Source organism: Butyrivibrio sp. AE2032 (genome assembly GCF_000702965.1).
The window spans coordinates 2,767,242-2,792,959 of the sequence record NZ_JNLF01000003.1 but is presented as its reverse complement, the minus strand read 5'-3'; the positions used below and the strand labels follow the sequence as shown (position 1 = coordinate 2,792,959).

Here is a 25,718-nt window from a genome sequence, read left to right as displayed (position 1 = left end):
AGAATTACTTTATAACTGCTCCTGCGTGTTTAACGTACAGTTCCTGAACTGCGTCAATTCTTCCAAGTCCTGAGATCTGGCAGTCAACGCTTTCAAAAGAGCCATCAGCTTCAAAACCGCTCTTCCAGGAATCCTCGTCATCTCCTGCCATATCGTTGTTTGCATGATCTCCGGCAACAACCATAAGGGGACGAAGGATTACTTTCTTGTAGCCCTTTGCCTTAACTGCTTCGATAACCTGTGAAAGCTCTGTTTCTTCAGGCTCACCCTCTACTGTTCCGATGAATACATTCTCATACTTAAGCTCATTCATCTGAGTCTGCATCTGACTGTAGGAAATCTTTGCAGTGTGAGATGTTCCATGGCCCATGAATACAAAGGCTGTTCCAGCTTCCTTCGCTGCATCAAGGCTGTCAAAGCCAGCTTCCTTAACCGCCTCAGCTGTGATTGCCTCAGCAACTGCCTTCTTATCATCGTTGATCTTTGTTGCATCTTTTCCAACTTCGCCAAGAAGAGGTTCTGCCACAGCAACAGTTTCAAACTTATCCTTATAGCCATCAAGAACTTCAATCAGCTCATCATACTCTGCGCCATGCATAAGATGTGTAGGCTGGATCACAAGCTCTTTTACGCCGTTTGAAACAGCTCTTTCAAGAGCCTGCTCCACGTTGTCGATCTTCTGTGCATCCCTTGCCTGAACATGGTTTATTATGATCTGAGCTGTAAATGCTCTTCTTACTGACCAGTCAGGGAAAGCCTTCTGAAGGGCCTTCTCAATTCCGCCAATATCCTGGGCTCTGCTATCATTAAAGGAAGTACCAAAGCTTACTACCAAAAGCTCTTTTTCTCCGATGTCATCACCGTTAAGGGTATCATCCTTGGAAGCATCACCAGTATCCCTTCCGAAGTAGTCGGGATCTGCATTTTCGCCTTCAACAAGCTCCTTCTGAGCATCTGTCAGGGCATCCCATGCCTCTTTTGCCTTGGCGCAAAGCTCATCAGTGTTCTCGTCTCTGGTCTGTACATAAATGGAATCAATAAGATCTGCTACTTCCTGTGCCTTAGCCATGTCCTCGTCTCCCTGTGATTCTTCGACATCTGAAACCTTAACCTGATGGTCGTACCACTTGCCCTTTGTTCCGATAAGTGCCAGTGGAAATTCCTCATCAATGGCAGGAACAGGAACGTCAAAACCGTAAACCTCTTCCTCAGTGCCATCTTCATACTTAACAATATCTGTTGTGGGCTCTAAAAGAACTGCTCCATCCTTCTGTGCATCCTCAGCACTTCCGGGGAACAGATTTAGTACGTTCTTGGAAGGAAGTGTGATGTGGATTGTCATATCTCCATTGTTAACGGTAAGTATACCCTTATCACCGTAGGCTTCGTTTATATGGAACATGGAGCCGTCTGTTGTAAAGGATGCTGAGTATGTTCCGTCTGCAAGGACTGCGTCTGTTGCCTCCTGCGCCTTGTCAGCTTCCTGTGAAGCCTCTGTTTCCTGAGCTGCCTCTACGGGCTGCTCCGTAGCCGCCTCTTCTGTTGCTACCTCATTTCCTGTGTTTTGTCCACCACAGCCAACTGCAAAAGAGGCAGTCAGTGCAAGTGTCAAAAGTACTGCAAGTTTCTTCTTCATAATTTTTCCTCCTGATATATGCCAGAAAATGCATAGCATTTTCCGGAAAATAAAAAAGCCTTCGACCGAAATCGAAGACTAATTTGCACACAAAAGCTAAGCAAATGCCTTAAGCATTCACTTAGTCAGTTCGTACAGTCAATTCCTCGTGACCCGGTTTCCCATGTACGACGGCTGGCAGGTCTCCCGGCTGATCGATTCAGCATTTTAAAGTGCAGCGCCTCTTCCCCCTTCCCGGAACGTTCTTTGTTGTTCCAGTGGCAATGAGATTCAGCTCTCGAAACACGGTGACGAGATCGTGCGGGATTTGCACCCGCTTCCCTTTTCACTTGTGCAGCTCTTACATAAATCGCAAAGCCCACAAGCACCTTCCGTCTTATTCAGTTATAGGACCATGATACCACAGATGGTCTGTATTTCAAAATTCATGAGTTCAACGTCAGCCCCAGATGATGGTAAGCTTCTTCAGTAACAACTCTTCCCCTGGGCGTTCTGTTGATCAGACCGTTCTTAATAAGGTACGGCTCATAGACATCCTCGATGGTTCCTGCGTCTTCGCCAATGGCAGCTGCAAGGGTATCAAGACCTACCGGGCCGCCTCCGAACTTGTTGATCATTGTAAGAAGGAGGTTCCTGTCAGTGTGATCAAGGCCCATCTTGTCTACATCCATCAGGTCAAGAGCTGTAACAGCAACTTCCTCTGTGATCTTGCCGTCGAAGCGTACCTGTGCGAAGTCTCTGACACGCTTAAGAATCCTGTTGGCAAGACGAGGCGTACCACGGCTCCTTCTGGCCATTTCGATGGCTCCCTTCTCATCCACTTCCACGTCAAGGACTCTGGCTGACTGCATGATGATGGTGCAAAGCTCATCCACGTCGTAGTACTCCATTCTGTGGATCATGCCAAACCTGTCACGAAGTGGCGCTGAGAGCATACCTGCTCTGGTTGTTGCACCAACAAGGGTAAAGTGTGGAAGGTCTAGCCTTATGGACCTGGCTGTAGGCCCCTTACCGATCATAATATCAATGGCATAGTCCTCCATGGCAGGATAAAGCACCTCCTCAACCTGTCTGTTGAGACGGTGGATCTCGTCAACGAAGAGCACATCTCCTTCCTGAAGGTTGTTAAGGATTGCAGCCATATCCCCGGGCTTCTCAATTGCAGGACCTGAAGTGATCTTGATATTAACTCCCATCTCATTAGCAATAATTACAGATAAAGTGGTCTTTCCAAGTCCTGGAGGTCCGTAAAACAACAGATGGTCAAGGCTCTCGCCTCTACCTTTAGCTGCCTCAATATAGATCTTTAGGCTTTCCTTTATCTTCTTCTGACCAATATATGTATCCAGGCTCTTGGGACGAAGTGACCCTTCAATCCTGGAATCTTCAACATTTGCCTCAGCGTCCATGTTCCGGGCTGTGGTAACAATTTTTCTTTTTTCCATGTCAACCATCCTCCCTTAAAACATTTCTTTAAGCGCAAGCTTCAAAAGTTTTTCTGTATCTGATGCTGCATCCTCATTAGCTGTAAGCACCTTTCGAACAGCCTTCATAGCATCGCCTGAATTGTAGCCAAGAGCCACAAGCGCTGCCACAGCTTCGTCCCTTGCTGAAGAAGCTTCTCCGGAAAGGTCATCCATAGTAACAGCACCGCTGCCCTTAAGCATATCCGCCTCAGTAGCCTTGATCTTGTCGCGAAGCTCTAAGGTTATTCTCTCAGCAGTCTTTTTACCAATTCCAGGGGCCTTAGATATAGAGCCCGAATCCCCTGCCATTATTGCAAATCTAAGATCATCAGGAGTCATTACAGAAAGAATGGACAAGCCTCCCTTAGGTCCGATGCCGCTTACAGTTATCAGCATCTTGAAAAGAGCCAGCTCATCCCTTGAAAGAAATCCAAAGAGTGTAAATGAATCCTCTTTAACATTTGTATAAGTATAGAGTTTGACTGCCTCGCCAATTCCAGGCATCCTATCCATGGTAGATCCGGAAACAAACACATTCATGCCGATTCCTCCAACATCTACTACAGCCAATCCCTCTTCCAAACTCTCTAAAATCCCGTTAACGTACGCTATCACGGTCTATATCCCCCAACTTCATATGATATACCCATTATAGAACATCTGTTTGTGCATGTCCATATACAAAAAGCAGCAGGCCCCAAAAGCCTGCTACATCTGCATTCATTTTCCAGAAAGGATCTCTCCCATCTCCTTAATAGAATCAAATATCACATCCGGCTGAACCTCTGAATCCGGAACCTCAGAAAGTTTCGTTTCTCCGGTCAGAACCAAAACTCCCATTGCTCCATTATTTACGCCAGTTGCAACATCAGTATATATGCGGTCTCCAACAAAAGAAATTTTGGAAGCATCTACGCCAGTTGCGTCCACCACCATGTCTACAGTCTCTTTAAAGGGCTTACCAACAAACTTAGGCTTAACCTTGGTAGAAAGCTCTATGGCAGCACACATGGCGCCACAGTCCGGAATAAAACCATCCTTTACCGGGCAGTTAATATCCAGATGAGTTGCCAGGAACTTAGCACCCTTCATAATGTAAACACAGGCATTGGAAAGCTTTTCATAATTCAGGGTCTTATCAAAAGCCACAACCACAATATCCGGGATCTTCTCACAGATAGCATGGGACATTGCAGCATTTTCATCTCTCTCAGAAACAAAAAGATCTATTCCCTCTTCTCTAAAGTTCTCCTCAAGCGCAGGAGTTCCAAGAAGATATACGCTCTCACCGGGATGTTTTGATTTAAGATATCTTATCATTACATCGCCGCTGGTCATGATCATATCTCTTGAAATATGGCAGTTCATACCGGCAAGCTTGTCAATATACAGCTTTGGAGAGGTAGATGAGTTGTTGGTAAAAAAGATATATCTTTTCCCTGCGCGCTCTACCGCCTCTAAAAAGTCTAAAGCCCCGTCAAGGATGTCACTTCCAAGATAGAATGTCCCATCCATATCCAGGACAAAAAGCTCTGTATTTTCAAGAATCTGCTTTTTTAATTCTAAGTTTTGTAAATCTTTTTTCAAATTTATACTTCCTTTAAATCATCAAATTGCATATTGTTAATTTGTTATCGCTTTTACGACAGGCGTGTCATGTCAGGTTATCATTCGTAAGATGCTTTTCATAAAGCAATACCGTGTCTCCTGCTTTTATGACAAGGCTGCCTTTTGGAACAATTGCTTTTCCTCTCCTTCTTACCATAAAGATAAAGCTTCGTCTCGAGATATCAATATCCTTAATGGCAACTCCATTCCAAGAATGTCCTTCTCCAATCTGGATCTCTTTAAGATCAATTGGCTGTATCTCTTTTACCTTCTCAGAACACATGACAACAATGTCACCATTTTGAAGTATCGCATCTCCTCTTGGGATAATTGTTTCTTTACCTCGCTGGATAGCAATGATCATAACATCCTTTGGAAGGCCTATCTCATTGATTTTCTTTCCTGTCCACTTATCATCCTCACCAAGTCTGACTCTGATGAAGTGAATATTCTCTTCCTCAGTGAGGTCTCCGGATATTTTCAACTTCTGATACTGTTCCACGAATCCTGCGGAAATAATACCCGTAGGTATGGCAACCATTCCCACACCAAGAAAGCTTATAAGGATTCCCATTACCTTTCCCATGAAAGTCACAGGATAAATATCACCATAACCCACAGTCAATAGCGTTGATACAGACCACCAGATTCCGGAAAAGGCATTCTGGAAAATCTCAGGCTGAGCATCATGCTCTACAGAATACATGCAAAGACTGCTGGCCATCATAAGGATGATAATGATAAACACAGATGCTGTAAGCTGTTGCTTCTTTGAGTTCAAGACTTCTGCAATGACATTTAGCTGATCATAATAGGAATTGATCCTGAAAAGCCTTAGTATCCTGGCCACTCTGAAAAGCCTGAAAACCGCTCCCCCAGCCGGGAAGAAAAATGGCAGATAATAAGGCAGGAAAGAACACAGGTCAATAATACCTGCAAAAGAAAATATATACTTACTTATGGATTTTGACTCGGACATACCGGGATATAATTCCGGTGCAGTTATGACACGCAATATATAATCTATTGCAAAAAAGAATACTGTAACTGCTTCAATAATAAGGAGGAGCCCTTTATAGTGCTCCTCCATATAATCAAATGTTATTGCAAACGCAGCAAAAAGATTAAGCCCCAGCGCTACAATACTAATGGCGTCGTAAAGCTTATTGATTGGTTCATCAACCACTCCGGTGCTTACCATATTAAAAATTTTGGCTCTCACACGGTTTTGCTTAACGTTTTCCCCCATTACTTCTTCTCCCTGTTCTTACGCTTTCCAAAGCTTTCCATTACAAGATCGCTCATATCCTGAAGGTAATCAAGGCTTCTCTTCTTGTTCTGAGCCTTAACAGCCTTCTTTTCGGACTTGCTCATATTCATGGTATCATTATCTTCCCCAACATACCATGCCTTAGTTGCACCCTCGCCCTTGATGTTGATCCTTCCAACATTTTCAAAGGAAGCTGCAGAATCTTTCCTCTTACGAGGTGAGCGTTCCTGATTTCTTGCCTTGTCTGCTCCGGATTTATCAGCTCTAGCTCTTCCACTCTTGTCTTTGGACTTCTTATCGGAATTCTTATTCTCAGATGGTGTAAAGTCCACAGGTCTTCCGTCAGAAAGCTTGATCTCATCAGGATTCAAGTCAAGAATCTGAGACATCTTGTCATATCCGATCTTTTTCTCAGGTTTTGAACCACGCTTCTTGTTCTCGGCCCTATCCTTGGACTTTCCACGGCTTTTATCTTCTACGCGTCCGCGGCTCTTTTCCTGGTCATCACCTGGCTTCTTACGGCCGCGCTTCCTTTCATCATCACGATTTCGCTTCTCATCGCGATTATCGTCACGACTCCACCTGCCACGGCGGCCCTTGTCATCACGTCCGCGGCTCTTATCATCACGGTCCTTACCATCACGTCCACGGCCTCTGCGCTCCAGCCTCTCTCCGGTCCTTCTGTATCTGTCCCGCTTGGATTCTTTCTTTTCAAAAAGAACTATATCCTGGATATCAGCCCCCATCTTAAGCTTCATGAAGGCTGCAGCCAGCTGCTCTGCTGTGTACTCGCCCTCTTCTACCTTCTGGGTAACAAACTCCAAAGCTGAAGTGATGTCGCCGTTCTCAATAATATCAATAACTTCTCCGAAGACCTTCTGGGACTTGGCCCTTGTGATCTCCTTGGCATTTGGAACTCGTCTTTCCTCGATCTTTGTGTGGCAGATCTTCTCGATCTCACGGAGCTTGTACATCTCCCTGCCACCAACCAGTGTAAAGGACTTTCCGCTCTTTCCGGCTCTTCCTGTACGACCGATCCTGTGAACATAGTACTCTATATCCTCAGGAATATCGAAGTTAAATACTGCCTCAACTCCGCTTACATCAATACCTCTTGCTGCCACATCAGTAGCAATAAGAATGTTGATCCTTCCGGTCCTGAAAAGATTCATAACTGTATCACGCTGATTCTGGGACAGATCTCCGTGAAGACCGTCGCAAAGGTATCCCTTGCCCTTAAGGCTCTCAGAGAGCTGGTCAACCATCCTCTTGGTATTGCAAAAAATCAGGCTTCTTGCAGGATTGTAATAATCCATAAGCCTTGTAAGGACCTCTTCCTTCATCTTCTGAGGCACTCTGTAATATGCCTGCTCGATGGCTGCTACAGTGATCTCCTTAGGAGTCATCTTGATGAACTTGGCGTCCTCTTTCTGATAATTCCTTGTAATCTGAAGAATAGGCTCAGGCATTGTTGCAGAGAAAAGAGCCGTCTGTCTCTCTTCAGGCATTCCCTTAAGGATAGTCTCTATATCCTCGCGGAATCCCATATCCAGCATCTCATCCGCTTCATCAAGAACCAGGACTCTAACGTCCTTCAGCTTCATGGTGTGACGTCTCATGTGATCCATGACACGTCCGGGTGTTCCAACTACTATCTGTACACCGGCAGATAAAGCCTTGATCTGCCTTGAAATATCCTGTCCACCGTACACGGGAAGGACCTTGATCCCTGACATGTACTTAGCAAAATCTCTGATATCATCAGCAGCCTGCATGGCAAGCTCTCTTGTAGGGCAAAGAACTACTGCCTGAAGATGCTTGTTCTCAGGATCCACCTTTGAAAGAAGTGGAATACCAAATGCTGCTGTTTTGCCCGTTCCGGTCTGGGCCTGACCGATGATGTCGCCACCCTCCATCATCACAGGGATTGCAGCCTCCTGAATTGGTGACATGTACTCAAAGCCCATGTCTGTGACTGCACGGATAATTCTCTCGTCAAGGCCTGACTCGTCATACCTGACCTTAACTTCTTCTTTTACTTCTTTACTACTCATTAAAACTCCTAATACTGATTAAAAAGGTCCACTCATAACATCCTTATTCTTGATAAGGTAATCCACAAGTGAAACGATAGTCAGGATAAGTGCTATCCATTTGATAACCTGTGTGATGAGTGGAATATACGGGATATTTTCCAGATTGGCAATCATAAGGATTACCATAAACATCTGGAAGGTTGTCTTAAATTTCCCCCAATAGCTGGCTGCAATAACTCTGCCGTTATCAGCCGCAATAAGTCTGAAACCACTGATGATGAATTCTCTGGCTATGATGACAATTACGATCCATGCCTCAATTCTTCCAAGCTCAATAAGACCGATCATGGCGCTGCAAACAAGAAGCTTATCTGCCAAAGGATCCATAAACTTTCCGAAATCCGTAACCAGATTATACTTTCTTGCAATCTTGCCATCAGCAAGGTCTGTAAGGGATGCCACAATAAAAATAGCCAGGGCGATCCACTTGAAATAGGGATTCATAGCATCGTTCAATAAGAAGAAAACAAAAAATGGAATAAGAATAACACGTGCGACTGTCAACTTGTTAGGTAAATTCATCTCTCAGCTCTCCTATTAAATCATATTCATTTGAACCAGTTATAAGAACCCTGACATAATCCCCTGTCATAAGCTCTCTTGTAACACCCGTGATAAAGAGATATCCATCAATATCCGGTGCGTCCTTATATGTTCTGGCAACATATGAAAGACCTTCTTCATCGTCAGTATCTGTGATCCTGCCTTCAATAACAGCATCCACCACCTGACCTACCATACCCTCCGCGGCTTCAAATGCAATCTCCTGCTGAAGTCGCATCAGCTTGTTTCTTCTGGTGTTCTTAACCCTCTCGGACACCTGATCCGGCATTTCTGCCGCAGGCGTATCCTCCTCCTGAGAGTATGTGAACACTCCAAGCCTGTCAAACCTAAGATCCCTTACAAGATCCATGGTCTGGTTGTGATCCTTCGCTGTCTCTCCTGGGAAACCACTAATAAGTGTAGTTCTGATACAGATATCAGGTATCTCTTCCCTCAGGTGCGCCACAAGTTCTCTTATCTGAGCATTGTTGGTACGCCTTCCCATGCGCTTAAGGATCTCATCGGAGCCTGACTGGATAGGGATATCCAGATAATTGCATATCTTTGGCTCCTCTTTCATCACCTGGATAAGCTCCTCGGTGATCTCCTCGGGATAACAGTAAAGAACTCTTATCCACTTAAAACCATCTATCTTACAAAGCTTTTTCAAAAGCTTCGGAAGCATTTTCCTGCCATACAGGTCTATTCCGTAAAGAGTTGTCTCCTGGGCAACCACCAAAAGCTCAGTGACACCGGCAGCTGCCAGTTCCTTGGCCTCAGTAATAAGGTCATCCATTGGAATACTTCTGTATCTTCCTCTTACCTTTGGAATAATGCAGTAGGTACAGTGTTTGTCGCACCCCTCTGCAATTTTAAGGTAGTCAAAAAGTCCACCTGTGGTAATAACTCTTTTCATGCCGCCCCTTGGGGCCTTGTCTACATCTTCGAAGTAATTCTTATGTGAAAAGAGCTTATTCCTCTTCACCGTCTCATCCAGAGCCTTAACGATCATATCCGTTGAAGATATTCCAAGGATCTCATCCACTTCAGGGATTTCCTTCTGGATTTCCTCCTGATACCTCTGTCCAAGACAACCTGTAACGATAAGAGCCTTCAGTTGCCCATCCTTACGGCGTTCTGAAAGCTCCAATATGGTATCGATACTCTCCTGTTTGGCATCATTGATAAAGCAGCAGGTGTTTACAACTGCTGCTTCTGCTTCTTCCTCATCGTCAGTAAAGCTGTAGCCATTACTCTCCAGCATTCCCAGCATTACTTCCGTATCAACTCTGTTCTTATCACATCCAAGTGAAACAAATAGAACTTTCATATTATTCGTTCTCAGTGTTCTCTTCCTCTTCTACCTGAACTTCTTCGCCTTCAGTAATTAGATCAGCCTTCTCCTCATCAGTAAGGATACGAAGCTGTGCCTGGTTCATCTCATCTACTGCAATTGAAAGAGGCTTCTGCTTATCCTTTACTCTTACCATAGGCTCATCACCTGCGATGATCTGGCGAGCTCTTTTAGCTGTAGCCATAACTACTGAATATCTGGAGTTGATAACAGGCTGCTCGCCTTCCTCAACCTCCTTGTTTACTACGTTCATAAGATCAACATATGAAGGATGTATCATTTTGTTCCTTTCCTGCGACTATTTCGCATAACAAGTTATAATTGATTATAACTCATTTAACTGTTTTCTGATAGTTTCTATAAAATCAAGATTCCTTGAAGGACTGTGGTGGGCTGCATCAATTATCTGATTCACCTTCTCCACACACTCATCAAGATCATCATTGATAACAATATAGTCGTACTTCTCGATGCCTACTGATTCTTCCTTAGCCCTTGAGAGCCTCTGGTTTATTACTTCCTCAGTTTCTGTTCCTCTGCCAACAAGCCTTTGTTTAAGCTCTGCAGCGGAGGGCGGCATAACAAACAAAAGTACCGCGTCAGGATACTGCTCTTTTATCTGAAGAGCTCCCTGGATCTCAATCTCAAGGATAACATCAATTCCCTGAGACAATTTATCTTCTACGAACTTACGGGGTGTACCATAGTAGTGGTCCACATATCCGGCATGTTCGATAAGACCGTTTTCTGAAATGAGCTTTTCAAATTCCTCGTTGCTGACAAAGAAGTACTCCCTGCCGTCAACTTCACCGGGCCTTGGGCTTCTTGTGGTAGCTGAGACTGAAAGCGCATAGCTGTCATATCTCTTTATCAGCTCCTTCATAAGAGTTCCCTTGCCGGCACCTGAAAAACCGGAAACAACTATAATAATACCTTTACGATTCATGCAATATCCTCGAATATTAATATCACTCAATGTTCTGGATCTGTTCCCTTACCTTCTCAATATCAGTCTTAAGGGCGATTCCTCTATCTGAGATCTTAAGATCTGTGGACTTTGAAAGAATGGTGTTTGCTTCCCTGTTCATCTCCTGTGCCAGGAAATCAAGCTTTCTTCCTATTCCATCCTTGTCATCTCCCTGGGTAAGTGCTTCCTTAGTAGCAAGGATATGACTGCGAAGCCTTGTAAGCTCCTCATCCACACAAACCTTGTCGGCGTAGATAGTTACTTCCATAGCAAGGCGATTCTCATCCACCTGCTTGTCCTCTAAAAGATCTGCAATCTTCTCTCTGAGCTTTGCCTTATACTCCTTGATGATCTCAGGAGAGCGCTCAGTGATATACTCAACATTCTCAAGCATTCCATCAAGCTTGCCAGAAAGATCTGCACAAAGGAATTCTCCTTCTCTTGACCTGGACTCCATGAACTGCTTTCCTGCTTCGTTCACAGCTCTTTTAATTCCGGACCAAACCTCTTCCTCATCCAGTTCTTCCTCTTCCATTGTGAAAACCTCAGGGAATCTGGAGAGAACAGAAATCCTCACGTCATTATCCAGTCCAAAATCATCTGCCATCTCCTTAAGATAAGAAAAATACTCCTGGGCGATAGCCTTATTATATTTAACTCTGGATTCAGATTCGGAAAAATCCTCGTAGCTGATAAATACATCAACCTTGCCACGTTTCATGAAATTCTTGAGCTCCGCACGGATTGCGGACTCGAATGCATTGAATTTCTTAGGCATCTTGATATTGATATCAAGGTAACGATTGTTAACAGACTTAAGTTCAACGGTATACTTGCGCTGACCTTCTGTGACTTCGCTTCTGCCAAAACCAGTCATACTGCAGACCATATATGAGATACCCCTCTTTCTTGGGCTATATTTTTACACAAGTCATTATAATATAATGCATTTTCAAGGTCAATGTCAATCAAATTCGTGAAATTTTCCTATTGTAAACGCTTACATAATCTGTTATAACAATATTAAGAAAAATAAGTTTTAACCTGCATTGTAAGCGGTTACACTTTAGGAGGAAACGGGTAATGGAATTATTAAACTATGATGTACTGGCTAAATCCGGCTATGACGGATATGTTCTGAAGGATGCTCCTATCAGGGTTCTTCAGTTTGGTGAAGGCAATTTTATGCGTGCCTTCGTAGATTATTTCTTTGATATCAGCAATGAAAAGGCCGGCTTTAATGGAAAGGTTGCTCTTGTTCAGCCTATCTCACAGGGTCTCACAAAGCTTATCAATGATCAGGAAGGTCTTTACACTCTTTACCTTAGAGGTAGTGAGAACGGTCAGAAGGTAGATGCAAAGCGTGTCATCTCCGCCTGCGACTGCTGTCTTAACCCCTATGACAAGTCAGACTACGACAGAATGATGGAAATTGCTGAGAGCGACGATCTTGATATCATTGCTTCCAACACAACAGAGGCAGGAATCGCTTATGATCCTTCCTGCAATTTTGAAGATGTTCCTGCAAACAGCTTCCCAGGAAAGCTCACACAGGTTCTTTACAGAAGATACAAAGCAGGCAAGAAGGGAATCGTTGTTCTCTCCTGCGAGCTTATTGATAACAATGGAAAAGAGCTTTTGAAGTGCGTCAATCAGTACATTGACCAGTGGAAGCTTGAGGACGAATTTAAGAACTGGGTAAACAATGACAACATCTTCTGCTCTACTTTGGTAGACAGAATTGTTCCAGGTCGTATCCGCGATCCTAAGGAGGTTGAAGTTCTTGAGAAAGCAAACGGCTACCACGATGAACTCATCGATGTTGGTGAGATCTTTGGAGTATGGATCATCGAAGGACCTGAAGGTCTTGAGGACAGACTTCCATTCAAAAAAGCCGGTGTTAACGTTCACGTTGTTCCAGATGTAATGCCTTATAAGCATCGCAAGGTTCGTATCCTTAACGGAGCACACACAGGATTTGTTCTTGGTGCATACCTCTCCGGCCAGGATATCGTTCGTGACTGCATGAACAATGCTGCAATTTCAGGCTTCATGAACAAGATGCTCAACGACGAAGTAATTCCTACACTGGTTGACCACCTTGACGAGAATGATCTTAACCAGTTCGCTGCTGCAGTAAAGGATCGTTTCAACAATCCTTTCGTAAACCACGAGCTTATGTCCATCTCACTTAACTCAACAAGCAAATGGAAGGCAAGAAACATGCCTTCATTCCTTCAGTACATTGACAAGAATGGTAAGCTTCCTGTTTGCCTTACAATGTCTCTTGCAGCTTACATCGCCTTCTACTCAAACGATGTTCAGGAGCTTAACGACAAGGGTCTTGTTTGCAAAAGACCTGCTGGCAACACCTACACAGTAAGCGATGACAGATGGGCCCTCGAGTTCTTCTATGATCACAGAAATGATTCTGAGGAAGACCTTGTAAAGGCTGTTCTTGGAAATGAAAAGATGTGGGATCAGGACCTTAACAAGATTGCAGGTCTCACAGATGAAGTAATAAAGGATCTCAAGATGATCCGCACAGAAGGTGCAGAGAAAGCGTACGCCAGCTGTCTTTAATCCGACCTAAAACCATCCATTCGCAAATGCTTGTTTGCTCCTGCGGTGTGATTTTCTAAAATTCAAAAAGCTACAAATGCCTCATTTCGACGTTGCTCAAAACAATCGGCATTTGTAGCTTTTTCATTTTGAAAATCATCATCCTCGTGCGAGAACTGCGCATTTCCAAATAGATGGTTTTAGAACTCATTCAAGAATTACAGCTGGTAAAAACCTATCTTCTTGTAGACTTTTCTGAGGGTCTTGTTTGCGATGTAGGATGCTCTCTCGGCCCCCTCTTTGTAAACGTTCTCAAGGTAAGCCTTGTCGGCGATGAGGCGCTTTGCTTCCTCACGGATAGGATTCAAAGTCTCAAGGACTGCCTCTCCTACTGCAGGCTTAAAGGCACCATAGCCCTGTCCCTCGAATTCCTTCTCAATCTCCTCAAAGGTCTTTCCTGTGATTGTTGAGTAGATATTCATAAGGTTTGCTACTCCGGGCTTGTTCTCTTTGTCGTAGCGAACGCAGTTCTCTGTATCTGAATCTGTTACTGCTCTCTTGAACTTCTTCATTACAACATCAGGCTCATCCATAAGGAATACGCATCCATTTGGCTCTGACTTACTCATCTTGGAACCTGGAGTTGTAAGGCCGTAAATACGGGCACCGGTCTTTGCAATGTATGGTTCAGGAATTCTGAATACATCTCCATAAATATTGTTAAAACGCTCAGCAATATTCCTTGTAAGCTCTACATGCTGCTTCTGGTCCTCTCCTACAGGTACGTAGTGTGGCTGATAAAGAAGAATATCAGCAGCCATAAGAGAAGGATATGTGAACAGACCAGCATTGATATTGTCCTTGTGCTTTTCTGACTTATCCTTAAACTGTGTCATACGGCTGAGCTCACCGAACATAGTGTAACAGTCAAGAACCCATCCAAGCTGTGCATGAGCAGGAACATGTGACTGAAGGAAAAGAGTATTCTTCTCCGGATCAAGTCCGCAGGCAATATAAAGGGCCAGCATCTCAAGAGAACGTCTCCTAAGTTCCTTAGGCTCCTGTCTTACTGTGATGGTGTGCATATCTGCCATGAAATAGTAGCACTCATAATCATTAACCCTGTCTGCCCAGTTCTTAATGGCTCCAAGGTAGTTTCCTAAATGTAAATCTCCACTGGGCTGAATGCCAGAGAGCATGACTTTTTTCTCGTTTTTTACTTCTTCCATTATAGATTTCCTCCGTTAATACACTAAAGAATACTATATCAGTAAAAGGCGATTTTCTCAAGGATTTATGATAGAATTAACTTTGCAAATTTATGTATTACGAGGAATATATTCATGGCATTTGATGGAATTACAATCGCGAATTTAACAAAGGATTTTAAAGATATAGTTACCGGAGGAAGAATCTACAAGATTGCCCAGACAGAGAGCGACGAGCTGTTCATTACAATTAAGCTCTCCTACGAAGCTGCTGAACAGTTTTGCATCAAGCAGACAAGGCTGGTTCTTTCTGCAGATGCTTCTCTCCCCTTAGTGTATCTCACCGATGAGAGCAAGGCTTCTCCAATGACAGCGCCCAACTTCTGTATGCTCCTTAGAAAGCATATCCAGAATGGACGAATCATATCCGTAACTCAGCCCGGAGGTCTTGAGAGGATCATCCGCTTTGAGATTGAGCATCTGGATGAAATGGGTGATCTTTGCCACAAGATACTTCTCATCGAGATCATGGGCAAATACAGCAATATCATCTTTACAGATGAAAATGATGTGATAATCGACAGTATCAAGCATATCCCAGCATCAATAAGTTCAGTCAGAGAGGTTCTCCCGGGTCGTACTTACTTTGTACCCAGTCAGGAAAAGACAAATCCCCTGACCACCACAGCTGATGAGTTCTCTTCATTGGTGCTCAGCAAGGGAATGCCTCTTTTCAAAGCAATATATTCAAGCTACACCGGGCTGTCTCCCATTGTAGCTCAAGAAATGTGCTACAGAGCTAAGATTGATGCAGATAAATCTGCCATAGCCCTTGAGACCAGCGAGGCCATTGCTGTTTACAGAGCCTTTGATGAAGTTATGGAATGCGTAAGAAACGCCGTGTTCACTCCTGCCATCTACTATGATGGGGAATCTCCTAAAGAATATTGTTCCATTCCGCTCACCATTTATGGCTATAACGAAGATGAAGATAGCGACTCTTTTGTTACATCAGAGAGCATCTCATCTCTCATATCAACTTACTATTCAGAGAAAAACGTTGTTACCCGTATCAGGCAAAAGTCAGTGGACCTTCGTAAGATTGTCCAGACTGCTCTTGAGCGCAATGTAAGGAAATATGACCTACAGACAAAACAGATGGAGGATTCTGAGAAAAAAGACAAATACAGGACCTGGGGTGAACTCCTTAATACATACGGCTACAGCGCCAAGGAAGGGGATAAATCCATCACAGTCAACGACTACAACACCGGCGAAGATGTTACTATCCCCCTTGATCCTACTCTCACCCCAAACCAGAACGCAAAAAAATACTTTGATAAGTACACCAAACTTAAGCGCACCCAGGAGGCTTTGGAGGAACAGATGAAAGAGGTGTCTGAAGCCATTGAACAGCTGGAATCTATCTCTACTGCCCTTGATATTGCCAAAAAGGAAGCAGATCTTGCCCAGATAAGGCAGGAGCTCTATGAGAGTGGTTATATCAAATCCCACCCCACTTCAAAAAACGGCAGAAAAGAAAAGATAACCAGTAAGCCCTTCCACTATGTCAGCAGCGATGGTTTTGATATCTACGTTGGTAAGAACAATATTCAGAACGATGAGCTGACCTTTAAGACTGCAAATGGCGGAGACTGGTGGTTCCATGCCAAGAAAATCCCTGGTTCTCACGTAGTTCTTTTAACCGGAGGAAAAGAAGTTCCTGACAGAGCCTTTGAGGAGGCAGCTGCCTTGGCCGGGTTCTATTCAAAGGGAAAAAATCAGGAAAAAGTTGAAATAGATTATTTAAAGCGCAAGGACGTAAAAAAGCCCGGTGGAGCAAAGCCAGGATTCGTCGTATATTACACCAACTATTCCATGGCCATCTCACCTGACATTTCAAATCTAAAACTTATAAGTGACTGATTCTTCAATCACATACTTATTATTCCGAGAACATTCATTACTGCGCTGACAAGAATAACCAAAACAAAGAGTGGACACAGGAACTTGATCATGACTGAAAAGACACGCTTTCTCTGGAAAGGATGTCCATCCTGTTCCACTTCTTCTGTCAGCTTATCTACGCCCATGTATCTGGTTATGAGGAAGCATGTAGCCAGAGCTGCAATAGGCATCATTATTGAATTCGTAATAAAATCAAAGAAATCAAGGAACTGCATTCCAATAATGGTTACGCCTGCAAGAGGCCCATTTCCAAGGGATGAAAGGCTTCCCAGGATTATCATGATAACTGACATAACAACAGTTCCAAGTCTTCTATTCCATCCAAATTCATCAGAAAAGGTTGAAACTGCACTCTCTGTCAGAGCTATTGCACTGGTTACAGCAGCAAACAAAACCAGGGCAAAGAAAAGGATTCCGATTATCCTTCCAAATCCCATGCTGGCAAAAATCTTTGGCATAGTTATGAACATCAGTGAAGGTCCTGCCTTAAGCATACTCTGATCGCCGTTTGAGAATGCAAATATTGCAGGGATGATCATAAGACTGGCAAGGATAGCTATAGCTGTATCAAAGAACTCTACCTGTCTTGTGGACTGATCAATACTCACTTCCTTCTTCACATAAGAACCAAAGGTAATAAGGATTCCCATGGCAATTGAAAGTGAATAGAACATCTGTCCCATAGCAGTTACCACTGTCATAATAGAGAAATTCTCCACATTAGGAACGAAGAGATATTTAACACCTGCCAGTGCTCCGGGTCTTGTTACTGAATAGATACAGATGATAATTGCCAGAACAACAAGTATAGGCATTACAAACTTAGATACTCTCTCTATTCCATTCTCAACCCCCATCAGGATTACTCCCAGAACCAGAATCGCAAAAACTATGAACCAAAATTCTGATTTTTCCCCGTTGGTGATGAAATCTACAAAGAAATTATCGCCGGCAATTGTCGAAGCATCACTTCTGATATATTCAAAAAGATACTTACATACCCATCCGCCAATAACAGAATAATAAGGAACTATAAGAATAGGGATAATGGCATTGATCCAGCCCCCAATCTTCATTCTCTTATTGCCGCTTAAGGCATTAAAGGCACCAACCGGACTCTTTCCTGTAGAACGACCGATTGCTGTCTCAGCCACTATCATGGTGTATCCAAAAGTCAGAGCCAGAATGATATAAACAAAAAGAAAGATTCCTCCACCATATTTGGCACAAAGATACGGAAATCTCCATATATTACCAAGTCCTACAGACGCTCCGGCAGCTGATAGAACAAATCCGATCTTCCCAGTGAAAGACCCACGGTTATTAGTTTCCAAAACAGAATCCTCCCAAATATATTTTTAGCCAAGAAGCATTATAACACCCATTTGAAAGGGCCGCCACACTGTGTGTGACAGCCCTTCCTATATGTTTGTTTTTCTTAAGTTATAGGCTTAATTACTTGTTGTCGTCCTCTTTCTTCTTTCTCAGGGCGATCATTCCAAATGCTACTCCGGCAGCACAGATAATAGTAATGATGTGTGCAAGAGTGTTTGTACCATCCTCTGTACGTCCTCTTCTAGCTCCAAGAACCTGAGGTCTCTTTGCTCCAAGAACCTGTTGAGCCTCTTCAGCTGCCTCAATTCTAGGTCTCTGAATTCCAAGTACTGCTCCAACAGGAGGATTTACAGGAGTAGGATCATCTGAAGATGAAGGATCACCTGAAGGTGGATTATCATCATCTGAAGGAGGATTTCCACCACCTGATGTGCTAACTGTAAGAGTTCCATACTCTGGAACAATCTTGTAGTTGATGGCCTTAGTCTTTACTACCGCAGGATCACCAAAGCTGTAGCTAAATGTGTTATATGACCAGCCTACTGTTGTCTGAGAGCCTGTCCATGTAATGTCAAAGCCATTTCCAAAGCCTTCACCCTTAGCAAAGCCATCACCGGTAATTGACTCAAAGTTGTTGTTTACAAGTGCATTACCATCATAGGTCTTTGAATCTGAAACAGACTTAAGATTTACTGTTCTAGGAGTGATGTAAAGATGTCCTACAACATCTCCAACCTTAACATCAATGTCGAACTCATTAGTTACTTCTGAAGTAGTTCCGCCAGCATTCTTTGTTACTTTTACAGAATCAATAACAATAGGATAACCCTTGCCATCTGCAAGAACATCAGTACCAACACCACCTGTAAGGCCTATCTCAACAGTGTAAGTAACACCTTCATAAGTGAAAGACTTAGTGATCTTGGTAGGTGTCTTGGTAGTAGTTTCTCCATAAACAGTTGACTCATCAGCAGCATAAACAGTAAGACTTCCAAGCGAAAGAACTTTCTTGGCAGATGCAAGAATTACATCCATAGCATCACTGCCAATGCTGTTAGATGCTACCTGCTTTCCATCAACATGAATCTCAATTGTGAAATTCATATCTGCTTCCTGTGGAGCACCATTATACTGAAGTGTAGTATCTACACCCTTTCCATCTGTTGAACCCTTGATAGTAATTACAGTCTTATGAGCATCTTTCCACTGAGCTGTATAAGTAACATCCTGTGTCAGAATAAGCTTACTAATCTCTGATGTCTGATAAACCTTACCATCTAAAGAGCTCTTCCAACCAGTGAATATGAATTTATCTCTCTTAGGATCCTCTGTAGTAGGTGTTCTGCTTCCTTTCTTTACAGTCTTTGTGTAAAGAACATCTGTAACATCACCCTGGGGCTGAGTATAGCCATCCTTATAGATTACAGTGCACTTATCATCATTTCTCCACTGAGCATAAAGCGTCGTAGAATTTATAAGCGTAGTTACCTCATTAGCACTATACTGTGTACCTGATCCATCACGACTAGTATTCCAGCCAACGAAATACTGTTTATCATTCTTTGCAAGTTTTGTATCGTCGTAGCCGAGCACAGTATACTCACCGGTCTTAGCTGAATAAATATCGAAGTCATCCTCATGTCCATCGAAGTTCGCTACATACTTAACTTCAATAGGAGCTCCCTTTACATATCCATCAATATGATATGAGTCAAAAATGTACTGTTTTCTGTTACTATCATAGCCTTTATTTTCGGCCTTGTAGACATACCATACAATCTCATAGTCAAAATCAGATAGATTTAATCCATTAAAATCTTTGTATATCTTCTGGAATTCATCGCTATTATACAGTTCGTTCTCCGGAGAACTAATAACAATGTCCTTTAAACCAGAAATATCATAAACACTTTCGCCAGGATAAGCCACAGCCTTACCCTTATACAACTTAGGGCTTACATGTTCTACTGATCCTGTAGGGAAATACTTCTTTACAGACTGAGATGATGCATCACGAGGAACAGTAGCCTTAGGTAATAATACATAGAAGAATACATCTGCCTTATTTGCATCCTCATCAGTAAAGTATACGTACACAATATTTGATTCTTCATTGTCAGAAATTGTTATTTCTGTAGGAATACCATTATTTGTATAATATTCCTTATCAAGAACCCAACTTGCATCTGAAAAATCTGATGTTAATTTCTTTGCAAGAGTTTCTACCTTTATAGGAGTACCAATTGTCTCTGTGCGCTTTAAAGTGTTAATAAGCTTATTATTGTAAAAATATTTTACAGTATAAGCATACTTGTTAGAGTACTGAGCAGTATAGGTTACACGACCAACCAAGTCACCATCAGTAACCTTTTCAACTACTGGCTCTGACCATCCAGTGAATCTGTATTTCTCATCCTCTGGCTTACTTGACTTAGGGTTTTCTTTACCATAATCACTTACAGAATAATCATAGTCAAAAGGCTTACGAAGTTTAACCAGCTCCGAATTATCATCATTAAGGAAAATAATTTCTATTTCCTTCGCACTACCGCTCTTCTTCCAGATGGCGCGAAGTGTCACGTTCTTAGAAAGAGTAATAGAATCTCCTTCCTGATATTCCTTGCCCTGATCATCCAACCAGCCTTTGAACTCATAACCATCTACACTAAGGTCATTCTTTCCTTTAACCTTAGTTGTAAATGTCTCTTCTTCTTTTTCTTTTGTCTTGTCAAAGAGTTCGCCTTCAGGACATGTTCCACTTGTAGTCTTGGCATCCCTAGGGAAATTAGCAAGATACTTCAAAGTAACAGCATTCTCAAGGCCATAGAAGCTTGCCTTTCTATAGTAGAACTCAATTGTCTTAGCTGTGTAATCTTTCCATGTACCACCGGCATTCTTATACTGAAGTTTGCTTCCAGTTATGACTTTAAAAGCCAAAACCGTCTCAAAGCTGTTACCAACAGCAACAATAGCCTTTTCAAACTCATAATCAGTAATGAAAGGTGCAATTGAATCAACGCTTATCTCCTCGTTAAAGGTTGTAAGCTCAAAAGTTCCTGTTCCAAAACCAATTTCATTGTCATCAGTCTTATTGTCTACATCTTTTGTAATAATAGAAATTGTATTATATTCAGCAACAGGATCTATTACGTCCTTGCTCTCATCTGTAGCTACTACAATAGTAACTGTATAGATTGAGAAATGCTCAGCATCAAATTCAATGTCAGTAGCCTCTGATCCTGCAGAAGCAACCTGTGTTGCATCTGAAAGGTCATCCTCAACGTGGAATACAGCAAGCTCAGTATCTGAAGAAGCTGCAGCAGCAATCTGCTCAAATCTTACTTCTACTGTTCCGTCTACAGGCTGAACAAAATCGCCAAGGCTTGGAGAATAGATGTTGATATCATAAGAATATGTTTCCTCAACAGTCTTGTCCTCACCAAGCTCTCCATCAATAACTTCTTCAATCTGCCCTTCCTTATATTCAGCAACCTTCTCAACTCTAAGCTCTGCATCTGCAGGAAGAACTCCGGGTTCTGCATAAAGAGCAATCCTGATACCATCAATTGTAGTATCCTGATTGAATTCCTTCTCTATAACTACTGCTGTCTCTTCTACAGCTTCTACCTTCTCTGTGAGCTCCTTAGTAGCTTCATCTGTAGCCTCTTCCGTAGCCTCTTCAGTAGTCGCCTCTGTATCAGCATCTGCCTCTTCTTCATTCTGAGAATTCTCCCCATCCTCTGATGAGTCTGCCTCCTCGACAGATTCCTCAGCCTCTTCTACTGAAGCTGCCTCAACTGCCTCGATTGAGTTTTCTTCTGTGATAGCCTCTTTCTCAACTGTTGCTATTTCTGTCTCAACAGCTACGCCATCACCCTCATCAGCAAATACCTTAGTACTTGCAAGATCACTTCCAAAGGTTGTGATCACAAGGGCAAATGCCAGAAGAAAAGCCAACACTTTGTTCCATTTCTTCATTTTCACACTTCCTCCCTCATAACTTAAGAAAATTTTTATGCTAATTTTATATGAAAAACAAACATAAATATCTTATTACATCGTCAATCATACAAATCATCATATTCTCACACAATTTTGTTACAACGTAAATAATTTTACAGATAGCAAAATTTTAACGCAATAAAATTTCAATAAAATTTTAATTAAAGAATTCTCATTTTCTTTAATATTCCCGCTATACCAGCTCCTTTCGGGAAACGCTTAATATCTTCCTCCGTCGCTCCTCCAGACTTTATCAGTACTACGAAGTAAACTGGAACAGCAACTGCAACAGCTACAATGGTTGAAAAAAGATTTACAAAATATTCGCTTCCTACGAACTGTCTGAAGATCAGTGCAAACAACTGATAAATTCCAAAGGCCACTCCCCCCATCACAACCGATGAGATTATAGGGAAAAGATAGGTCTTTTTAAAATCATTAATAACCTGCAAGTGCTGCTTAAGAACCATATTATTAAGCAAACACATAGCAAGCGAATAGATTATGGTCACAATACAAAGGGCAAAACCCTGCAAATTAGTATAAACCAAAAGTATTACCAAAAGAACACTTTGTACCACCAACGCGATTACAGCATTGATGACCGGAGCATTCACTTTTCCGATTCCCTGAAGCACTGCATTTGTAACAGTCGACAAAGAATAAAACACTACAGTAATCGCAAGAAACATCAAGAAAATCGATGCTAATTCCAATGACGCTCTCTGAGGAAATAGTATCATCACAACAGGTTTAGCCAAAGCAAAAAGCCCAACAGCACATGGAATCGATATCATAAGGATCACCCTTGTAACCCTGGATACTGTTGCACCGGCTTCATCCTTATTGCCCTTCGCAAGAGTAGTTGAAACCTCAGGTATCATAGCCGAAGCTGCTGCACTGGCAAGAGCGATTGGCAGATTGGTGATGACCATTGCCTTCCTGGCAAAAATACCATATTCGTAAGCCACATAACTCTCATCCATTCCCTTCACATGAAGAAGAATCCTGCTAAAGAGTGTAGAATTCAGTGATGTGGAGAGATTATATACAAAGGTACTAAGAATAAAGGGAGTTACGATCATGAAGATCAGTCTGTAGATCATCCATGTATCCATCTCCGGATGAGTGTCCTTCTGAAGCCTTTTCTGGAGTTTAGGAATGTTATACCTGTAAACAAGGATCATGAAAATAAGAGCAACCACAACCCCTGCCCCTGTTCCAAGGGCGCTTCCGATGGCTCCGTAGACAGCTCTTTTAGCCTTGTCTTCTGCTGCATCTCCCACCATCCCGGTAAGGATAAGGGCTCCGCTGATACTTACAATGGCATTGAAGATCTGTTCAATAAGCTGTGATATAGACGTGGGAACCATGGTCCTGTGGGCCTGGAAATAACCACGCAACACACCAAGAAAGCCAAAAAGAAAGATCGTAGGTGCAAAGAATCTTAGTACCGTTGCCGATCTTCCTGCAGCCAGGATGTCTGCTCCAAAAAACATGATAAGACTGCCGACACCTCCAACCACTGCAACATAATTAAGTGCGCACTTGAAGATCTTGTGGGCATTCCTGTATTCATGAATCGCCAGCTTGCTGGATATTATCTTTGACATAGCTGAGGGAATGCTATAAGAAGAAATCAGAAGGACTATGGTATAGATAGCATAAGCCGCTGCATAATAACCATTACCTTCATCACCGATAATAGCTGCCAGCGGACTGCCATAGAGAAGACCGATAATTCTTGATATTACCCCTGCTATAGCAAGAATACCGGCCTGAACCAATAGCCCTTTTCTAGAATTTTCTTTTTCTGTGATACTCTCCATTCCCGCCCAATACTAATACTTATGGCCTAAGCCAATCATACATCTCCTGATATTTTTCAGCAGAAACCTTCCATGAGAAGTCAACTGCCATGGCTCTGTCAATCATCTTGTTCCACTCGCGCTTCTGATCATAGTAAACATGCTCAGCTTCACGGATTGTTCCAAGCATCTCATGAGCATTGTAATTAAGGAAACCAAATCCGGTTCCTGTGCTCTCAAACTTATTGTAAGGCTCAACAGTATCAATAAGACCGCCGGTCTGCCTTACGATCGGAATAGTTCCATATCTAAGAGCCATAAGCTGTGAAAGTCCGCAGGGCTCAAACAGCGATGGCATAAGGAATACATCCGATGCTGCGTATATCTTATGTGACATAGGCTCTGAATAATAGATGTTAGCAGAAACCTTGTCATTGTACTTCCAGTCAAAATGTCTGAAGGAATTCTCGTACTGCTCTGTTCCAGTTCCGAGAACAACAAGCTGGATCGCATCCTGACACAGCTCGTCAAGGACATAGTTGATAAGGTCAAATCCCTTCTGGTCGGTAAGTCTTGATACAATACCGATCATCATCATCTTGTCATCTTCTTTAAGGCCAAGCTCCTTCTGAAGAGCGCGCTTATTCTTGATCTTTTCCTTGCGGAAGTTGATGGCATTGTACTTATAAGGAATGTACTTATCTGTAGCAGGGTTAAACTCATCGTAATCAATACCGTTTACGATACCACGAAGGTCATTTGCCCTTGCCCTGAGAAGTCCATCCAGCTCCTCGCCGTAAAACTCTGTCTTGATCTCTTCTGCATAAGCCTTACTAACTGTAGTAATGGCATCTGCATAAACGATTCCGCCCTTGAGAAGGTTAGCATCCTTGAAAAGAGCCAGTTTATCCGGTGTGAAGTAATAGTCAGGAAGTCCGGTAATATCCTGAACCTTCTTAATATCCCACTTGCCCTGGAACTTCAGGTTGTGAATAGTCATAATGGCCTTTATACCACGGTAAAACTCACTTCCCTGGAATCTCTCCTTGAGATAAACAGGAATAAGGCCTGTCTGCCAGTCATGACAGTGAATGATGTCAGGTCTGAAGTCAATTACAGGCAGAATTGAAAGAGCTGCCTTTGAAAAATAAGCAAACTTCTCAATTTCAAATAATGTATCATCCCCGTAGGGTTTCATTCCATTGAAATAGAATTCATTATCTATAAAGTAATACTTGATCCCGTCAACTTCCGCCTTAAAGATGCCCACGTACTCATTCTTCCAGTGGAAATCCATATAGAAGTTGGTCACATACTCCATCTTATCCTTCATCTGCTGATTGATACACTTGTACAGAGGAAGAATAACTCGAACATCAAAATATCTCTTATCGATATTCTTTGGAAGAGAACCTACTACATCAGCAAGTCCGCCAGTTTTGATAAAAGGTACTCCTTCAGATGCTACAAACAGGATGTTTTTCATTAGTCAGTCGTCTCCTTATCATACAGATAAAAAAAACTAAACATATAGTATATTATACAATATGTCTTATTATTAAAAAACTATAAGCCTCAAATTATCACAATATCGTGCTGTGTTATTTATTATTTCGAATTACTTTATTCTTTCTTTATAAATCGTCCATATTTTGTACAAATTTTAACAGTAAGATTTATACATATCAGAAGTGACAACACTTCTGACTCCCCCAACAAAACTTTTTTCATACCGGGTCGGTTGGCTCCCCACTAATCGACCCCTCCTCCCAAAAGCACGGCACCTGTTCTCAGGTGCCTTTTTTATGATATAGGAAATTTCTCCGAAATTCCTATATCATAAAAGCGCTCCGCTATGGATGCGCACTACTGTGTATGACATTTCACTAGGCTCG

At 42.5% G+C, this 25,718-nt stretch carries 18 protein-coding genes and 1 riboswitch; of the genes, 2 read left to right on the top strand and 16 right to left on the bottom strand.

Features of this window, described 5'->3' with window-relative positions:
* Positions 1-4: 4 nt before the first annotated feature.
* The 11 genes from BO18_RS13970 to BO18_RS13920 form a co-directional block, all read right to left on the bottom strand.
* Positions 5-1,636 (bottom strand): sirohydrochlorin cobaltochelatase, encoded by a 1,632-nt coding sequence (locus tag BO18_RS13970; protein ID WP_242856564.1) that lies wholly within the window; start codon positions 1,634-1,636, stop codon positions 5-7.
* Between the two features lie 159 nt (positions 1,637-1,795).
* A riboswitch (cobalamin riboswitch) is annotated at positions 1,796-2,023 on the bottom strand.
* Positions 2,024-2,061: 38 nt separating this feature from the next.
* Entirely contained in the window at positions 2,062-3,081 is a 1,020-nt protein-coding gene (ruvB, locus tag BO18_RS13965; protein WP_034446903.1) for a Holliday junction branch migration DNA helicase RuvB, read from the bottom strand.
* Positions 3,082-3,096: 15 nt separating this feature from the next.
* Positions 3,097-3,717, bottom strand: coding sequence for a Holliday junction branch migration protein RuvA (ruvA, locus tag BO18_RS13960; RefSeq protein WP_034446902.1), 621 nt, complete (start codon positions 3,715-3,717; stop codon positions 3,097-3,099).
* Positions 3,718-3,822: 105 nt separating this feature from the next.
* A complete protein-coding gene (locus BO18_RS13955; protein WP_051688772.1) occupies positions 3,823-4,617 on the bottom strand; it encodes an HAD-IIA family hydrolase in 795 nt (264 codons plus the stop codon).
* Positions 4,618-4,756: 139 nt separating this feature from the next.
* On the bottom strand, positions 4,757-5,959 hold the full coding sequence (locus BO18_RS13950; protein ID WP_034446898.1) for an ion transporter: 1,203 nt from the start codon (positions 5,957-5,959) through the stop codon (positions 4,757-4,759).
* Positions 5,959-8,034 (bottom strand): DEAD/DEAH box helicase, encoded by a 2,076-nt coding sequence (locus BO18_RS13945; protein WP_051688730.1) that lies wholly within the window; start codon positions 8,032-8,034, stop codon positions 5,959-5,961. Before BO18_RS13945 ends, BO18_RS13950 begins: the two co-directional genes overlap by 1 nt.
* A gap of 18 nt (positions 8,035-8,052) precedes the next feature.
* Positions 8,053-8,598: a CDP-diacylglycerol--glycerol-3-phosphate 3-phosphatidyltransferase gene (pgsA, locus tag BO18_RS13940; RefSeq protein ID WP_034446896.1), complete on the bottom strand. Its 546-nt coding sequence runs from the start codon at positions 8,596-8,598 to the stop codon at positions 8,053-8,055.
* A complete protein-coding gene (rimO, locus tag BO18_RS13935) occupies positions 8,585-9,949 on the bottom strand; it encodes a 30S ribosomal protein S12 methylthiotransferase RimO (protein ID WP_034446895.1) in 1,365 nt (454 codons plus the stop codon). Before rimO ends, pgsA begins: the two co-directional genes overlap by 14 nt.
* A 1-nt stretch (position 9,950) precedes the next feature.
* Positions 9,951-10,253, bottom strand: a complete 303-nt coding sequence (gene rpoZ / locus BO18_RS13930; RefSeq protein ID WP_034446893.1) for a DNA-directed RNA polymerase subunit omega — start codon at positions 10,251-10,253, stop codon at positions 9,951-9,953.
* A gap of 45 nt (positions 10,254-10,298) precedes the next feature.
* The gene (gene gmk / locus BO18_RS13925) at positions 10,299-10,919 is read right to left on the bottom strand and encodes a guanylate kinase (RefSeq protein WP_034446891.1); all 621 of its coding nucleotides are present in this window, start codon (positions 10,917-10,919) and stop codon (positions 10,299-10,301) included.
* Between the two features lie 22 nt (positions 10,920-10,941).
* Positions 10,942-11,829 carry a YicC/YloC family endoribonuclease gene (locus BO18_RS13920; RefSeq protein ID WP_034446889.1) on the bottom strand — a complete coding sequence of 296 codons (888 nt, stop codon included), beginning with the start codon at positions 11,827-11,829 and terminating at the stop codon, positions 10,942-10,944.
* 194 nt (positions 11,830-12,023) lie between these two features.
* Between BO18_RS13920 and BO18_RS13915 the strand changes: the two genes are divergently transcribed.
* Positions 12,024-13,523: a tagaturonate reductase gene (locus BO18_RS13915; RefSeq protein ID WP_034446888.1), complete on the top strand. Its 1,500-nt coding sequence runs from the start codon at positions 12,024-12,026 to the stop codon at positions 13,521-13,523.
* Positions 13,524-13,720: 197 nt separating this feature from the next.
* Here BO18_RS13915 and trpS read toward each other — a convergent pair whose 3' ends face one another.
* The gene (trpS, locus tag BO18_RS13910) at positions 13,721-14,731 is read right to left on the bottom strand and encodes a tryptophan--tRNA ligase (protein WP_034446886.1); all 1,011 of its coding nucleotides are present in this window, start codon (positions 14,729-14,731) and stop codon (positions 13,721-13,723) included.
* A 114-nt stretch (positions 14,732-14,845) separates the two neighbouring features.
* Here trpS and BO18_RS13905 point away from each other — a divergent pair, with 114 nt between their 5' ends.
* Positions 14,846-16,636: an Rqc2 family fibronectin-binding protein gene (locus BO18_RS13905; RefSeq protein ID WP_034446885.1), complete on the top strand. Its 1,791-nt coding sequence runs from the start codon at positions 14,846-14,848 to the stop codon at positions 16,634-16,636.
* 8 nt (positions 16,637-16,644) lie between these two features.
* Here the strand turns inward: BO18_RS13905 and BO18_RS13900 are convergent, their stop codons facing one another.
* From BO18_RS13900 to glgA, 4 genes are all read right to left on the bottom strand, one after another.
* Positions 16,645-18,012, bottom strand: coding sequence for a sodium-dependent transporter (locus BO18_RS13900; RefSeq protein WP_034446884.1), 1,368 nt, complete (start codon positions 18,010-18,012; stop codon positions 16,645-16,647).
* A 121-nt stretch (positions 18,013-18,133) separates the two neighbouring features.
* On the bottom strand, positions 18,134-21,991 hold the full coding sequence (locus BO18_RS13895) for an InlB B-repeat-containing protein (protein ID WP_034446882.1): 3,858 nt from the start codon (positions 21,989-21,991) through the stop codon (positions 18,134-18,136).
* A 185-nt stretch (positions 21,992-22,176) separates the two neighbouring features.
* Entirely contained in the window at positions 22,177-23,844 is a 1,668-nt protein-coding gene (locus BO18_RS13890) for a putative polysaccharide biosynthesis protein (RefSeq protein ID WP_034446881.1), read from the bottom strand.
* A 19-nt stretch (positions 23,845-23,863) separates the two neighbouring features.
* Complete coding sequence (gene glgA / locus BO18_RS13885) at positions 23,864-25,309, bottom strand: glycogen synthase GlgA (protein ID WP_034446880.1); 1,446 nt, start codon at positions 25,307-25,309, stop codon at positions 23,864-23,866.
* Between the last annotated feature and the right edge of the window lie 409 nt (positions 25,310-25,718).

Coding starts and splice junctions, on each gene's coding strand:
- ruvB (WP_034446903.1), bottom strand. CDS start 3,081: ATGGAAAAAAGAAAAATTGTTACCACAGCCCGGAACATGGACGCTGAG.
- BO18_RS13955 (WP_051688772.1), bottom strand. CDS start 4,617: ATGGATGGGACATTCTATCTTGGAAGTGACATCCTTGACGGGGCTTTA.
- BO18_RS13945 (WP_051688730.1), bottom strand. CDS start 8,034: ATGAGTAGTAAAGAAGTAAAAGAAGAAGTTAAGGTCAGGTATGACGAG.
- BO18_RS13915 (WP_034446888.1), top strand. CDS start 12,024: ATGGAATTATTAAACTATGATGTACTGGCTAAATCCGGCTATGACGGA.
- gmk (WP_034446891.1), bottom strand. CDS start 10,919: ATGAATCGTAAAGGTATTATTATAGTTGTTTCCGGTTTTTCAGGTGCC.
- rimO (WP_034446895.1), bottom strand. CDS start 9,949: ATGAAAGTTCTATTTGTTTCACTTGGATGTGATAAGAACAGAGTTGAT.
- BO18_RS13950 (WP_034446898.1), bottom strand. CDS start 5,959: ATGGGGGAAAACGTTAAGCAAAACCGTGTGAGAGCCAAAATTTTTAAT.
- trpS (WP_034446886.1), bottom strand. CDS start 14,731: ATGGAAGAAGTAAAAAACGAGAAAAAAGTCATGCTCTCTGGCATTCAG.
- BO18_RS13895 (WP_034446882.1), bottom strand. CDS start 21,991: ATGAAGAAATGGAACAAAGTGTTGGCTTTTCTTCTGGCATTTGCCCTT.
- rpoZ (WP_034446893.1), bottom strand. CDS start 10,253: ATGATACATCCTTCATATGTTGATCTTATGAACGTAGTAAACAAGGAG.
- BO18_RS13970 (WP_242856564.1), bottom strand. CDS start 1,636: ATGAAGAAGAAACTTGCAGTACTTTTGACACTTGCACTGACTGCCTCT.
- BO18_RS13920 (WP_034446889.1), bottom strand. CDS start 11,829: ATGGTCTGCAGTATGACTGGTTTTGGCAGAAGCGAAGTCACAGAAGGT.
- BO18_RS13890 (WP_034446881.1), bottom strand. CDS start 23,844: ATGGAGAGTATCACAGAAAAAGAAAATTCTAGAAAAGGGCTATTGGTT.
- glgA (WP_034446880.1), bottom strand. CDS start 25,309: ATGAAAAACATCCTGTTTGTAGCATCTGAAGGAGTACCTTTTATCAAA.
- BO18_RS13905 (WP_034446885.1), top strand. CDS start 14,846: ATGGCATTTGATGGAATTACAATCGCGAATTTAACAAAGGATTTTAAA.
- pgsA (WP_034446896.1), bottom strand. CDS start 8,598: ATGAATTTACCTAACAAGTTGACAGTCGCACGTGTTATTCTTATTCCA.